The organism is Ensifer sp. WSM1721 (assembly GCF_000513895.2).
In the GTDB taxonomy this organism is placed as follows: Bacteria; Pseudomonadota; Alphaproteobacteria; order Rhizobiales; family Rhizobiaceae; genus Sinorhizobium.
In genome coordinates, this window is record NZ_CP165782.1 from 1,722,692 (window position 1) to 1,735,828 (window position 13,137).

15 protein-coding genes are annotated in these 13,137 nt (G+C 62.2%); 5 read left to right on the forward strand and 10 right to left on the reverse strand.

Annotated features, from left to right (window positions below; translation table 11 throughout):
• Positions 1 to 247 precede the first annotated feature (247 nt).
• The 3 genes from M728_RS08420 to M728_RS08430 all read left to right on the forward strand — a co-directional run bounded on the left by M728_RS08420 (position 248) and on the right by M728_RS08430 (position 2,093).
• Complete coding sequence (locus tag M728_RS08420) at positions 248 to 907, forward strand: dienelactone hydrolase family protein (protein ID WP_026622138.1); 660 nt, start codon at positions 248 to 250, stop codon at positions 905 to 907.
• The gene (locus M728_RS08425) at positions 904 to 1,566 is read left to right on the forward strand and encodes a phosphoribosyltransferase (protein ID WP_026622139.1); all 663 of its coding nucleotides are present in this window, start codon (positions 904 to 906) and stop codon (positions 1,564 to 1,566) included. The genes M728_RS08420 and M728_RS08425 overlap by 4 nt, the downstream gene beginning before the upstream one ends.
• Positions 1,567 to 1,664: 98 nt before the next feature.
• Entirely contained in the window at positions 1,665 to 2,093 is a 429-nt protein-coding gene (locus M728_RS08430; protein ID WP_026622140.1) for a CBS domain-containing protein, read from the forward strand.
• Between the two features lie 14 nt (positions 2,094 to 2,107).
• Here M728_RS08430 and M728_RS08435 read toward each other — a convergent pair whose 3' ends face one another.
• The 10 genes from M728_RS08435 to M728_RS08480 form a co-directional block, all read right to left on the reverse strand.
• A complete protein-coding gene (locus tag M728_RS08435) occupies positions 2,108 to 2,863 on the reverse strand; it encodes an SDR family NAD(P)-dependent oxidoreductase (protein WP_026622141.1) in 756 nt (251 codons plus the stop codon).
• Between the two features lie 9 nt (positions 2,864 to 2,872).
• Complete coding sequence (locus M728_RS08440) at positions 2,873 to 3,640, reverse strand: SDR family NAD(P)-dependent oxidoreductase (protein WP_026622142.1); 768 nt, start codon at positions 3,638 to 3,640, stop codon at positions 2,873 to 2,875.
• Between the two features lies 1 nt (position 3,641).
• Positions 3,642 to 4,685, reverse strand: coding sequence for a proline racemase family protein (locus M728_RS08445; RefSeq protein ID WP_026622143.1), 1,044 nt, complete (start codon positions 4,683 to 4,685; stop codon positions 3,642 to 3,644).
• Positions 4,686 to 4,696: 11 nt separating this feature from the next.
• Entirely contained in the window at positions 4,697 to 6,172 is a 1,476-nt protein-coding gene (locus M728_RS08450; RefSeq protein WP_026622144.1) for an aldehyde dehydrogenase family protein, read from the reverse strand.
• A 36-nt stretch (positions 6,173 to 6,208) separates the two neighbouring features.
• Positions 6,209 to 7,444, reverse strand: a complete 1,236-nt coding sequence (locus M728_RS08455; protein WP_026622145.1) for an FAD-binding oxidoreductase — start codon at positions 7,442 to 7,444, stop codon at positions 6,209 to 6,211.
• Positions 7,445 to 7,502: 58 nt separating this feature from the next.
• On the reverse strand, positions 7,503 to 8,381 hold the full coding sequence (locus tag M728_RS08460; protein ID WP_026622146.1) for a dihydrodipicolinate synthase family protein: 879 nt from the start codon (positions 8,379 to 8,381) through the stop codon (positions 7,503 to 7,505).
• Positions 8,382 to 8,410: 29 nt separating this feature from the next.
• A complete protein-coding gene (locus M728_RS08465; RefSeq protein ID WP_026622147.1) occupies positions 8,411 to 9,076 on the reverse strand; it encodes an amino acid ABC transporter permease in 666 nt (221 codons plus the stop codon).
• 10 nt (positions 9,077 to 9,086) lie between these two features.
• Positions 9,087 to 9,749, reverse strand: coding sequence for an amino acid ABC transporter permease (locus tag M728_RS08470; protein ID WP_026622148.1), 663 nt, complete (start codon positions 9,747 to 9,749; stop codon positions 9,087 to 9,089).
• A gap of 9 nt (positions 9,750 to 9,758) precedes the next feature.
• Positions 9,759 to 10,538 (reverse strand): amino acid ABC transporter ATP-binding protein, encoded by a 780-nt coding sequence (locus M728_RS08475; protein WP_034884129.1) that lies wholly within the window; start codon positions 10,536 to 10,538, stop codon positions 9,759 to 9,761.
• A gap of 72 nt (positions 10,539 to 10,610) precedes the next feature.
• Positions 10,611 to 11,444: an ABC transporter substrate-binding protein gene (locus tag M728_RS08480; protein WP_026622150.1), complete on the reverse strand. Its 834-nt coding sequence runs from the start codon at positions 11,442 to 11,444 to the stop codon at positions 10,611 to 10,613.
• 200 nt (positions 11,445 to 11,644) lie between these two features.
• On the opposite strand from M728_RS08480, the gene M728_RS08485 reads away from it, so the two are divergent.
• Both M728_RS08485 and M728_RS08490 read left to right on the forward strand, forming a co-directional pair.
• The gene (locus tag M728_RS08485) at positions 11,645 to 12,364 is read left to right on the forward strand and encodes a GntR family transcriptional regulator (RefSeq protein WP_026622151.1); all 720 of its coding nucleotides are present in this window, start codon (positions 11,645 to 11,647) and stop codon (positions 12,362 to 12,364) included.
• Positions 12,365 to 13,132 carry a pyrroline-5-carboxylate reductase gene (locus M728_RS08490; protein ID WP_026622152.1) on the forward strand — a complete coding sequence of 256 codons (768 nt, stop codon included), beginning with the start codon at positions 12,365 to 12,367 and terminating at the stop codon, positions 13,130 to 13,132.
• Positions 13,133 to 13,137: the final 5 nt, after the last annotated feature.

Below are 13,137 nucleotides of genomic sequence, written 5' to 3' on the forward strand. Positions count from 1 at the left end.
CTATTGCTACAATGTAGCAAACGGTCAGAGGCTTGTAGCAAATCCATGGGCAGCATCGTCGAGCGAAAGCGCCGCAATGGGCAGAAATCATATATTGCGCAGATCCGCATAATGCGAGATGGCGCGACAGTCCATAGCAAGGCGTAACGCGGCAGCATGGATCCGAGAAGCGGGGAACAATCTACCTTCGCGGGGATTGGGGTATCACCACGGTACAGGATACCTCCAACATCGCGAGGGCAAGCAAATGGCCTTCTCGACTCCCGACGATGTGCAATCGATAAGAATCGAGCCCCAGGGTATCGAGGGTTTTCTCGGCGTCCCATCCGGCGCAAGCGGCCTCGTGATCTTTGCCCATGGCAGCGGAAGCGGCCGCTTCAGCCCGCGCAACAATCGCGTTGCCGCGGCATTGAGGGAAGCAGGCTTGGCGACGCTTCTCGTCGATCTCCTGAGACCGGAGGAAGAGCAGGATCGCCGCAACGTCTTCGACATCGATCTTCTTGCCAGCCGTCTCGTGGCGGCCAAGCGCTGGGTGGCTGAAGGTTCCGTGGCGCCGGAGCTAACGGTCGGCTATTTCGGCGCGAGCACGGGTGCAGGCGCGGCGCTGCGGGCAGCCTACGCCGAACCGGATGTCGGCGCCGTCGTATCACGGGGCGGCCGCCCCGATCTCGCCATGCAGGTGCTACCGGAAGTTCGCGCACCCACCCTCCTTCTCGTCGGAAGTCTCGATGGGCCGGTGATCGATATGAACGAGCGCGCCTTCGACGCGCTTACGTGCGAGAAGCGGCTCATCATTGTCGACGGCGCGGGTCATCTCTTCGAGGAACCCGGCACCATGGATCAGGTGGTCCGGCATGCAACAGACTGGTTCCGGGTGCATCTCTCCAAAAGGGACATGAGACCATGACACATCCTCCGCGGAAATTTGTGGACCGCCGGGATGCGGGCCGGCAGCTCGCGGACGTCCTGACAAAGTACAACCACTCGGATCCCCTGATCCTGGCATTGCCACGCGGCGGCGTTCCCGTGGCCGTCGAGATTGCCAAAGCGCTGCGGGCGCCGCTTGAATTGCTACTGGTGCGTAAGATCGGCGCGCCTCGATACCCCGAATTCGGCATCGGCGCGGTGGTGGACGGCAGCGATCCGCAATTCGTCTACAACGAGGAGGCGATGCGCGCCGTCGATCCTCCCGCTGGCTATGTTGAGGCCGAGAGCCAGCGCCAACTCGCCGAGATCGAGCGACGGCGCGAGATTTATCGAGGAGGTCGACCGCCAACGCCAACCGAGGGACGCACGGTGATCGTCGTGGACGACGGCATCGCCACAGGCGGCACCGTCAAGGCCGCGTTGAAGGCTTTGCGTAAAACAGGAGCCGGCAGGATCATTCTTGCTGTTCCCGTCGCACCGAGCGGCGTGCTCAAGGAACTCGAGGCAGAGGCTGACGAAGTCATCTGCCTGCAAATACCGGACCCATTCCGGGCTGTCGGCCTCCACTATATCGACTTCGACCAGACATCCGACGAAGAGGTCATACGGCTTCTCGGAGAGGCGGAGGCGTGGATCTGAGCCGTTAGCGCAGATCGAAACGATCTCGATAGCCAGGGAACGGACATGGAACTGAGCGGTTAAGCCTAAAGATCACGACCACGAATGGAGGCAATCCGATGCAAATCAACGAAATCATGACGCGAAAGGTCGACGTCATCGACCCTAATACGACGATCCGCGACGCGGCGCGGACGATGCGTGCCGATAACATCGGCGCGTTGCCGGTGGGCGAGAACGACCGCCTCATAGGTATGGTGACGGATCGCGACATCGCCATGCGCGGGGTCGCCGAAGACAAAATGGCCGGCAATACGACGGTGCGCCAGGTCATGTCCGAACGCATCTATTATTGTTTCGAGGACGACGAAGTGGACCAGGCGGCTAACGCCATGGCTGAACACCAGGTTCATCGCCTCCCGGTTCTGAACCGGGACAAGCGCCTCGTCGGCATCGTTGCTCTGGCCGACCTCGCGCGAAGCGGAACGGATGCCGTAAAGAGAGCGGTGCAGGGTATCTCGGAGCCGACTGACCAGCCGCGCCGCTGAGACAACTCAAGAAATCAAGCAACCGCCTCTGCGCCGGTTATCTCCACAAGCGAGCCGCACATGAATGCCGCCTCGTCGGATGCAAGGAAAGCGACGAGCGCGGCAACCTCCTCCGGTTTCCCGATCCGGCCGAAGGGAACGAGCCTGTCGAGATCGGCAATGGTGCGCCCCGATCTTTTCACTCCCGCCTCGAGCATCGGGGTGTGGATCTCGCCGGGGCAGACGGCATTGACGCGAATCTTGTGCGGCGCATAATCACGAGCGAGATTCTGCGTGAAGGCCGCAACTGCTGCTTTTGTCGTGTTGTAGGCGATGTGGTTCGGAGCCGGATAAAGGCCCCATTGCGATGCGGTGTTGACGATCGCTCCGCCGCCAGCCTCCGTCATATGCGGGATGGCGGCGCGGCAAAGATGGAACATCGAATCGAGGTTGACGGCGAAGCTCGTGTGCCAGTCCTCGTCGGTCAGCGACATGAGGTTGCCGCGCCGGTTGATGCCCGCATTGTTGACGAGAATGTCTATGCGCTTCTTGTTATCGAAGGCCTTGGCAATCAGCGCGAAGCACGGCTCCTTTTTTGAGATATCGGCGGCAATGGCAACGGCGGAGCCACCCCCGAAGACGATTTCGTCTGCCACGACGCCCGCCGCATCGCCATTCACGTCAGACACGACCACCAAGGCCCCCTCGCCCGCCAGCCGGCGGGCAATGGCGGAACCGATGCCGCCGCCTCCGCCGGTAACGACTGCAACTTTGCCTTCGAATCTTTTCATGGTTGGCTCCTATCGAATATAGCTGCCGCCGTTGACGTCGAGCGTCGCGCCGTTGAGCGACGCCTGCGACGGGCGCAGCAGGAAGGCAACCAGCTCGGCGACCTCTGCCGGCTCCGCCATTTCGCCGATCGGAATATCGGCGACCGCTGCCTCTTTCCCGTGTTTCGCAATGAACGCCTCGGCCATGTCGGTGCGGACCCAGCCGGGCGCTACGGCGACAGCAACGACGCCATCCCGACCGAAGCTCCGGGCGATCGATTTTGTGAGATTCACGAGCGCAGCCTTCGTTGCACCATAAGGCATCGCGTCGGCCGCATATCCGCGCTGCCCTGCCCTGCTCGCCATGTTGACGATACGGCCGCCGCCATGCGTCCTGAAGTGCCTCAGCGCCTCCTTGCAGAGATCGGCACCGGCGAAGAAATTCACCTGAAATTCTTTCTGCCAGGCCGCCTTCCATGCTTCCGGATCGGCGTCGATCGATATCTCCGTCCGGATTCCAGCATTGTTGATCAGCCCATGGATCCGGCCGGCCGCTTCATCGGCCTTTCGCCAAAGCTCGAAAGGACCCTCGGCACTGGACAGGTCCGCCTGCAGGATCACTCCGCGCCCAGAAATTCGAGCAAGGAGCGCCTCGGCGCCATCCTTGTCCCGCCCGTAGTGGATCAGCGGCCGGGCGCCTTCAGCGGCGAGGCGTTCGACGATCGATGCGCCGATGCCGCCGGAGGCCCCGGTGACGAGCACCGTCTGACCCGTGAGGGAATTCGTTTCGCCGGCCATGTCATCCATCCTCGGTCAATTGGTGAACTTGCGGGCCCCAGGTGTCGGAGAGCGCGAAACCGCTTGTGAACGGGTCTTCGTCGGAAATTCGGAGCTGCTCGCGACCGTAGATCCAGCCGCGGCCGGTGATCCGCGGCAGCACGGCGGGACGCCCGCAAATCTCGGTCATGCCGATCGCCTCCGCGGTAAACTCGCCACCGATGATCGAGCGCGACGTCCGCCGATCTCCGACCGCAATTCTGCCGCGCGCGTAAAGCGTCACCAGGTTTGCCGAGCTGCCGGTACCACAGGGAGACCGATCGACACGACCGGGCTTCAGCGTCGTACAGGTGCGCACCGCGCCGTCCGGCTCCTCTCCACGGAACATCACATAGGCGATCTCGTCGACGCCGGTCAGCTCCGGATGCTTCACGGTCACCTGTTCCGCCAAGAGCGACTTCAGCTCGATCCCCGCCTCGGCGAGATAGCGCGCGTGGTCCGGCGCGATACCGACGCCTATCTGATCGACGTCGACGATCGCATAGTAGACGCCACCGAAGGCAATATCCGCCTTGATGCGACCCCAGCGCGGCGTCTCAATCTCCCGGTCCAGCGCCTCGGCGAAACTCGGCACGTTATCGAGGCTGACCGACAAACAGCGGCCGTTCCGGCAGGCAGCACGTGCGACGATCAGCCCGGCGGGCGTGTCGAGTCGGACAATCGTCTCCGGCTCCTGTATTGCAACGCGTCCGCTTTCGAGAAGCGCAGTCACGACGCAGATGCAGTTGCTGCCGGACATCGGATGGGCGCGATCGGCCTGCAGAACGATGAAGCCCGCATCGGCATCGGGCCTCGTCGGCGCGACGAGCAGGTTGACCGACATGGCGACGCTGGCGCGCGGCTCGAAAGTCACGAAGCGGCGGAGGCTGTCGTCGACGATGTTGATGTGGTTCATCTTGTCGAGCATGGTCGCGCCGGGGATTTCCGGCGCGCCGCCGACGATCACCTTGCCGATCTCGCCTTGGCAATGAACCAACAGCAGGTCGAGCGAACGACCCCAGTTCATCGGGCTTCCATTCATCTTATATACCAGCCCCATTTTTGGCCGGTGGCGAAGCGGGTGATCTGCTTTGTCTCGAGATAGTTTTCGAGACCCCAGCGGCCGAGTTCGCGGCCGATGCCGGATTCCTTGTACCCGCCCCACGGGGCCTCGGTGAAAGTCGGCTGCGAGCAATTGATCCAGACGATGCCGACGCGGAAGGCCGCCGCAACCCGCTCGGCACGGACATCGTCCTTCGACATAACGGCTGCGGCGAGACCGAAACGGGAATCATTGGCAAGCTCTATCGCTTCCTCTTCCGCCGAAAACGGTCGGATGCAAAGGACGGGCCCGAAGATTTCCTCGCGCCATGCGTCGCTGTCCAAGGGAACGCCGGTCAGAATCGTCGGCTCGAGATAGTAGCCCCTCTCGAAGCCTTCCGGGCGCTTTCCGCCGCAGGCGACCGTCGCACCGGCGGCTTTCGCCGCCTCGATCGCCGCGACGACCTGCTCGTGCTGGCGCTTGGATACCAGAGGTCCGAGGAGCACGCCTTCTTCAAGGCCATTGCCGATCTTGATCTTTCTCGTCTCCTCGACCAGTCGCGCCAGCAGGCGCTCGTAGATGCCTTCCTGCACGAGAACCCGCGAGGTGGCCGAGCAGACCTGCCCCTGGTTCCAGAAGATGCCGAACATGATCCATTCGACCGCTTCGTCGATGTCCGCATCGTCGAAGACGACGAAGGGCGACTTGCCGCCGAGTTCCAGACTGACGCGCTTGATGTCGCGGGCGGCGGCCGCCATGATCTTCGAGCCGACCGGACCGGAGCCGGTGAAGGCGAGCTTGTCGACGCCCTTGTGATCGATGATCGCCTGTCCGGCAACCGAACCGGAACCAGTCACGATGTTGAGGACGCCCGGCGGCAGGCCTGCCTCGTCGGCGATCGCCGCGAGTTCGAGCGCCGTCAGCGAGGTGACTTCGGCGGGCTTCAGCACGACCGTGCAGCCGGCGGCGAGCGCCGGCGCCACCTTCCATGCCGCCATCAGCAGCGGATAGTTCCAGGGAATGATCGCACCCGCGACACCGATCGGCTCCTTGACCGCCTTGGAGGTGAAGCGGGCATCCGCAAGCGCGATCGGCTCTTCCGGATTGTTGTCGAGCTGCTCGGCGAGCCCAGCGTAGAAGTCGAAACAGCCGGCCGCGTCGGCGACATCCCAGTCCGCTTCGGGGAACGGCTTGCCGTTGTCGATCACCTCCAGCCGGGCGATCTCCGCCTGCCGCGTCCGGATACCGTCGGCGATTGCCCTGAGATAGCGGGCGCGCTCGCGTCCGGAAAGCTTCGGCCAACCATCCTTGTCGAAGGCGCGGCGCGCTGCATTTACGGCAATGTCCACATCCTCGGCAGTCGCGGCTGCAGCCCTGTGGATCACTTCTTCCGTCGCGGGATTGACGATCTCGAAAGTCCCGCCCTTGACCGGTGCCACCCACTTTCCGTCTACATAGAGTTCGTTTCGCATTTTCGCTCCATTCCTTCCCTTGCGTCGGTCGGCTCGTCAGAACCGGTCGACGCGGTATGGTTTGAGATCGATCGGGGGCTTGGCACCGGTGACAAGGTCGCCCATAAGCCGGGCGGTCGTCGCCGCATAAGTCAGGCCCAGATGCCCGTGACCGGTGGCATAGAAGACGCCCCGGTGTTTTGCGGAGGGGCTGATGATCGGCACCGTGTCGGGAAGCGCCGGCCTGTGGCCCATCCACTCCGTCGCCTCGTCGGCGCGCAACTCCGGCAACGCCTCCTGCGCCCGTTTCACGAGAATCTTCGCTCGCCGATAGTCCGGAGCGGCATCGAGCCCCGCCATTTCCACCGTACCGCCGACGCGGATGCCGCCCGCCGTCGGCGTCACCATGAAGGCGCGCGCGGGCCAGATGATCGAGTGGCGCATCGAGACACCCGGCGCCATGATCTGGGTATGATAGCCGCGCTCGGTTTCGAGCGGGATCGGCTCGCCGAGAAGGCGCGAAAGTTTGCCGGTATAGGCGCCGGCGCAAAGCACGATCTCGGACGCCTCGAACGAACGACCATCCTTGAGCCGGACGGCCCTGACGCGGTCGCCGTGGTCGAAGCCGACGACTTCGCCTTGCTCGATGCTCCCGCCGAGCGAGAGGAATTTTTCGCTGAGCTTCACGACCAGTCGGTACGGGTCGCGGATCGAACGGTTGTCGGGAAAGAGGACCGCCTTGGCGATCTTCGGCGACAGTGCGGGTTCAAGATCACGGATTGCATCGCCGCCGATGATTTCGTGACGGAAGCCGAAACGTTCGAGGACTTCGATATGCTCCCGGTCCGCCTTGAATTCCGCCTCGTCCGCATAGAGGCTGAGGCACCCCTCCTCCGTCAGCATGCCCGATAGACCGGTAGCCGTGAGGAGGAAATCGAGATCCTCGTGGACGCGATGGCACAATACCGCGCCTGCCACCTCCAGCTCCCGTACGCGAGAGGGCCGGCTGGCCGACAGAAAGCGGAAAAACCAGGGCATCAGCTTCGGCATGTAGGAGGGCCGGATGCGCACCGGGCCTTCCGGATCGAGGAGCCATTTGGGCATCTGCACCCAGATGGACGGACGGGAGACAGGCATGAACTCCGTGGCCGCGATCGACGCCATATTGCCGTAGGAGGCGCCCTTGCCGGGTCCATCACGGTCGATGAGAACGACGCTCAATCCCCGGCGCTGAAGTTCGAAGGCGATGGTGACGCCGATGATCCCGGCGCCGACGACTGCGATAGCAGACACGACCTGTCCTCAAGATTGGATGGAAGGCGGGGGCGAGTTTCACGCCCTCTTGCCGGGCTTACCAGTTCAGGATCGGCTCCATAGCGACGCGGAACTCGGCCTTTTCATCGTCGGTCAGCGGGCCCAGTGGCGCGCGGCACTCACCCATGGGTAGGCCCTGAAGCTCGCAGCCATACTTGATCTTCTGCACGAACTTGCCGCTTTCGAGGATGTTCATCGCCCGGTAGAGCGTTTTCATCTGCGCACGCGCCTTGTCGAGGTCGCCGGATTTGAATGTCCTGTCGAGGTCACAGCAGGGCTTGGCCATGCAGTTCGACGGGCCGCAGATCCAGCTCTCCGCGCCCCAGAACATGAAGTCGAGCGCAATGTCGTCCGAGCCGGAAACCAGTTGAATGCGGCCCTCGTAGCAGCTGGCGATGTCGATGGCGCGCTGCAAAACCCCCGAGCTTTCCTTGATCCCGATCACGCGCGGATTGTCGGCGAAATGGTCCATCAGCTCGAAACTGATGTCCGAACCGTCTTTGGCCGGATAGGAATAGAGGACCAGGTTCACATCGACGGCATCGAGCACGGTTTCATAATGCCGGATCAATTCGGCTTGCGTCGGCCGGGTGTAGAACGGCGGAGCGAGCAGCACAGTGTCATAGCCGATCTCTTTGGCGATCGCCGTCTGCTCGATCACTTCGCGGGTGGCAGGCGCATTGGTGCCGGCGATCAGGATCTCACCCGGTTTGGCAAAATCCTTGACGAATTGCAGCACATCGCGGCGCTCTTCGGTGGACTGGCTGAAATATTCTCCGGTCGACCCGTTCGGAACCCAGCCGGTGACGCCGGCTTCACGCAGATGTGCCAGAAGCTTTTCAAAGGCCTTGAAATCGATCCTGTTGTTCGCGTCGAACGGGGTGACGAGGGCCGGCATGACGCCAGAGAGTTTCATGGGATATCTCCTATGCAAGAGTTCCGCGATCAGATCGCGAGTTTGGCGAGCACGCGCCGCTCGACGAGGGTCACGGCGCGGGTGAGCGGGAATGCGATGACGAAGTAGATGAGGGCGACGACCGTCAGCACTTCGACGGGGCGCGCCGTATTGTTAGAAATGTTCTGGCCGACGAACATCAGGTCCGCCATTCCGACCGCGGAAACGAGTGCGCTTTCCTTGAACAGGCTGACGCAGTTCGAAAGCAGCGTCGGAACGGCGCGGAGCACCGCCTGCGGCAGGATCACGTTCGTCACCTGGACGCGGCGCGGCAGGCCGAGCGCGACGCAGGCATCGAGCTGCTCCGGACCGATGGACTTGAGCGACGCACGAAAAGTCTCGCTGCTGATCGCACCCATGTAGAGCGTGAGTGCGATCACCCCCGAGGCGAGATTGGAGAGCTCCACGCCGAGGATCAGCGGCAGGCAGAAGAAGATCCAGAAGAGCTGGATGAGCACCGGCGTGCCGCGGAAGAACTCGACATAGGCACCGGAGATGGAGCGCAGGACGGCGTTGCGCGATGTTCGGGCAAGACCGACGACAAAGCCGAGGCTGCAGCCGAGGACCACGCAGATCAGCGTCAGCTTGACCGTCGTCCAGAGACCGAGCGCGAGCGCTTCCTGGAAGCGAAGGATGATCGAGAAGTCGAGATCCATGGTCTTCTCCTCAGCTCATCATCAGTTGGCGGCGACGTTCGAGATAGCCGACGATCTGGGAAACGGGGAACGAGACGGCGAAGTAGACGAGTGCGACGATCGTAAAGGTCTCGATCGGCCGATAGGTTTCCGTCGCAAGCGTTTTCGCCTGGTACATGAGATCCTGCACGGCGACGATGGCGACCAGCGCCGTTTGCTGGAAGATACCGATGCCGTTCGTGAGCAGGACGGGTATCGAAGCGCGAACCGCGGTCGGCAGCACGATATAGAGCGTGCGCTGCAGCGGATTGAGGCCGAGCGCGATGCCGGCATCGAGCTGTTCGCGCGGAACGGCCTGGATCGAGGCGCGATAGGCCTCGGCGTTGAAGGCCATCAGGTTGAGGCCGAGCGCGAGGATGCCCATCGTCATCGAGCCGAGAAAGACGTTGAACAGCATCGGCACGCAATAGAAGAACCAGACGATCTGCACGATCGCCGGCGTGCAACGGAAGAATTCGACGAAGAGCATGGCCGGCAGCCGTACCGGCGCGAAGCGGCTCATGATGAGCAGCGCCAGTGAAAAGCCGAGCACGACGCCGATGATATTGGCGGCGACCGTCAGTTGCAGCGTGACGATCAGCCCTTCCCAGAGCGGTCCGAAGGAGATGGACTGGAAGTCGAAGGAATAACCCATTTCGCCCTCCTAGTGCCGGATGTGGAAGACGCGGTCGATGAACTCGCGGGTGCGCTCTTCCCTCGGCGAACCGAGCACCTGCTCCGGCGGTCCATCCTCGACGACCACGCCGCCGGCGCAGAAGATGACGCGCGAGGCGATGTTCTTCGCAAACCACATGTCGTGGGTGACGATCATCATCGGCATGTCCTGGCGGGCAAGCTGCAGGATCACCTGCTCGACCTCGGCGACGAGCTCCGGATCGAGCGCCGACGTCACTTCGTCGAACAGCATCAGCTTCGGGTCGAGCATCAAGGCGCGGGCGATCGCCACGCGTTGTTTCTGTCCGCCGGAAAGCTGCGCCGGATAGGCGTTCGCCTTGGCTCCAAGGCCGAAGCGCTCGAGCAGCGCCTGGGCGCGCTTGGTGGCGCTCGCCTTCGCTTCACCACGCACCTTACAGGGCGCGAGGATCAGGTTCTGGACGACGTTAAGATGCGGGAACAGCGTGTAGTGCTGGAACACCATGCCGATCGAGCGCCGCACCTCGGCGTCGATCACGGTTTTCTTGTCGGCTCCCTCGGACGAGATATAAGGCTTGCCGCCGAAGCTGATCGAGCCGCTGTCGATCTTCTCAAGCCCCATCACGACACGCAGGAGCGTGCTCTTGCCGCCACCGCTCGGGCCGATGACCACCACCCTTTCGCCGGGCTTCATCTCGATGTCCAGACCCTTGAGCACCTGGATGTGAGGCCCGTAGCTCTTGTGAAGGGACTGGATTTTGACAAGGGGAGCACTGAAGGACATGGTCATCGCCGATCTCACTGGTCAAAAGAGGGATGAGAGCGGCCGGGCAAACGAAATGACCGCCCGGCCAGGCCTTTGTCATTGAGTGCTCTTCAGCACCTGATCGACAGCCTTGCGGATCAGTTCGTCCACGTGGCCGGTCGCGACCTTTTCCTCCAGAAAGATGTTCACCACTTCAACGTCGGCGGCCGACAACTGATGCGGCAGGCCGAAGGCGACGCCCTGCTTCGCCAAGGCCGGCGCCGGGTTGAACGCCACCGCCCAATCCAGGTTGGCTTGGGTGAAGAGTTGATTGGTGTCGGAAGCATCGACGAGGATGTCGGCGCGCCGGGAGACGACCGCGAGGCGCGTTTCATCGTTGCCCGGCAGGCGCAGGATCGTTGCGTTTTTCACCGCAGCGGTGATTGCCTTATCCTGCGCCGTCCCCGACATGACAGCCAGCGTCACGTCCTTCTTGTCGATGTCGGCGACCGAGGTCGCTCCGGCCGGAATCGTCGGGTTCTCCTTATTGTAGGCGAGCGATATCTGGTACTCCATCGCCGGGATGGAGAACTGCACGGCCATGGCGCGGGCCGGCGTCCGGTTCAACGCGAGCGAGACATCCCATTTGCCCGCCTGCAGACCGGCGACGATGTTGTCCCAGGTCGTATCGACGAATTCCGGCTTGACCTTCAGGGCATCGGCGAATTCGCGGCAGAGATCCGCAAAGAAGCCGGAGTATTCACCGGTGGCCGGGTCACGCATGACATAGGGCGGAGCAACGGCAGCGCCGCATCGCAAAACGCCGGCCTTCTGCACACCCTGCCAGTAGCCTTCGGCGGTCTGTGCATAAGCGGCGCTCCCAGAAATGCCGGCCATCAGGGTAAGCGCAGGCAACGCCCGCATGGCGGACGCAAGCATCTTCGAAAGCATCTTCAATTTCCTCTGTTTGACGGCGCTTTTGCGCGCGGTTCCACCCGTCGGCCATTGCCGATCTTGTTATTTGTGTCGTCTCCGTGTCGACACTGTTAATTAATGTCGTCTCCGTGTCGACATTGTCAAGCGGAAAATTTACATTGTCACGGCGGGGCCATTCTGGCCTTATGCGTCGGGATGGTAAGAAAGGGACGTAAGTGTCTGACGAAACTGAAACCAAGCGAGCCAAGGGCACCGGTTGGAAGAGCGTTTACGAGACGCTCAGAAACGAGATCCTCGCGCTGACGCTCGCCCCTGGGCAGCTCCTTGATGAAAACACGCTTGCCGAGCGCTTCGATATGTCCCGCTCGCCGGTCCGCGAAGCGCTGATCCGGCTCGCGGGCGAGGATCTTGTCGTAACGCTTTCAAACCGCAGCACGATCGTCGCGCCGATCGAGGTCGCGACCTTCCCGAAATATGTCGAGGCCCTGGACATCGCTCAGCGCATGAATACCCGGCTTGCGGCAGAACTGCGGACCGAGGCCGACCTGAAGGCGATCGCCAAGCGGCAGAAAGAGTTTGAGGCGGCGGTCAAGGCCGGCAACCACCTGCAAATGTCGGAGACCAACAAGCAGTTCCACATGGCGATCGCCAAGGCCGGCAAGAATCCCTATCTCGCCTCGTTCTACGAGCGGCTGCTCAATCAGGGTCAGCGGATGCTCCATCTCCACTTCGAATATCTGGAGCGAACGCACGAAGGCTATCTCTTGACCGACGAGCACCATCTGATGCTCGAGGCAATCCGGGCAAAGAATGTCGATCTCGCAGACGAACTGGCCCATGCCCACACCCGCCAGTTCCAGCAGAACTTCATCGACTTCATGCGCGAGAACTACACGACGGACGTCTCGCTCGCGCGGCGAAAGGCGGCAGAATAGATGCGTATCGGCTTCATCGGCACGGGCGCAATTACCGAGGCAATGGTAACAGGCATCCTGTCGGATACGCCCTTGGCGAGCGAGGTTGTCGTCTCGCCTCGAAATGCCGAGGTTGCGAGCCGATTGGCGAGCATGTTTCCGGCGGTACGGATTGCCGCTGACAACCAGGAGGTCGCGGACGCTTCCGATATCCTCGTTCTCGCCATCCGGCCACAGGTCGCCGAACGGGTCGTAAGGGGTCTCCACTTCACCCCCGGTCAGACAGTCATTAGCGTCATCGCTGCGACCGATCGCGATCGCCTTAAAGAATGGATTGGACAGGAGGTTCGCCTCACACAGGCAATACCCCTGCCCTTCGTCGCCAACCGCGACGGCGTCACCGCGATATACCCACCGGATCCGGACGTGGCATCCCTGTTCTCAGGCCTGGGAACAACCGTTCAGTGCACCACGAGAGATGAATACGACCTTCTCGCCGTCGCGAGTGCGATGATGGCGACGTATTTGGGCATCATGGACCGGACCACAAGCTGGCTTGCCGCGCAGGGGTTGCCCGAGACTTCCGCAAGGGCCTATCTCGCTGCGCTTTTTGCCAGCCTCTCACAAATTGCACTGCGATCGAGCGACACAGCTCTCAGCGAGTTGAGCTCTGAATTTGCAACCAAGGGCGGACTGAACGAACAGGTTCTTGCCGATTTCGAACGCAATGGCGGAATTGCCGCATTGACCGGAGCCCTCGACGGAGTTCTCCGTCGCATCAAGGGATAGCTGGA

Excerpts from the sequence above, each read along its gene's own strand:
- M728_RS08460 (WP_026622146.1), bottom strand. The coding sequence starts at position 8,381 with ATGAAACTCTCTGGCGTCATGCCGGCCCTCGTCACCCCGTTCGACGCG.
- M728_RS08480 (WP_026622150.1), bottom strand. The coding sequence starts at position 11,444 with ATGCTTTCGAAGATGCTTGCGTCCGCCATGCGGGCGTTGCCTGCGCTT.
- M728_RS08450 (WP_026622144.1), bottom strand. The coding sequence starts at position 6,172 with ATGCGAAACGAACTCTATGTAGACGGAAAGTGGGTGGCACCGGTCAAG.
- M728_RS08470 (WP_026622148.1), bottom strand. The coding sequence starts at position 9,749 with ATGGGTTATTCCTTCGACTTCCAGTCCATCTCCTTCGGACCGCTCTGG.
- M728_RS08420 (WP_026622138.1), top strand. The coding sequence starts at position 248 with ATGGCCTTCTCGACTCCCGACGATGTGCAATCGATAAGAATCGAGCCC.
- M728_RS08445 (WP_026622143.1), bottom strand. The coding sequence starts at position 4,685 with ATGAACTGGGGTCGTTCGCTCGACCTGCTGTTGGTTCATTGCCAAGGC.
- M728_RS08440 (WP_026622142.1), bottom strand. The coding sequence starts at position 3,640 with ATGGCCGGCGAAACGAATTCCCTCACGGGTCAGACGGTGCTCGTCACC.
- M728_RS08435 (WP_026622141.1), bottom strand. The coding sequence starts at position 2,863 with ATGAAAAGATTCGAAGGCAAAGTTGCAGTCGTTACCGGCGGAGGCGGC.
- M728_RS08475 (WP_034884129.1), bottom strand. The coding sequence starts at position 10,538 with ATGACCATGTCCTTCAGTGCTCCCCTTGTCAAAATCCAGTCCCTTCAC.
- M728_RS08430 (WP_026622140.1), top strand. The coding sequence starts at position 1,665 with ATGCAAATCAACGAAATCATGACGCGAAAGGTCGACGTCATCGACCCT.
- M728_RS08425 (WP_026622139.1), top strand. The coding sequence starts at position 904 with ATGACACATCCTCCGCGGAAATTTGTGGACCGCCGGGATGCGGGCCGG.
- M728_RS08490 (WP_026622152.1), top strand. The coding sequence starts at position 12,365 with ATGCGTATCGGCTTCATCGGCACGGGCGCAATTACCGAGGCAATGGTA.
- M728_RS08465 (WP_026622147.1), bottom strand. The coding sequence starts at position 9,076 with ATGGATCTCGACTTCTCGATCATCCTTCGCTTCCAGGAAGCGCTCGCG.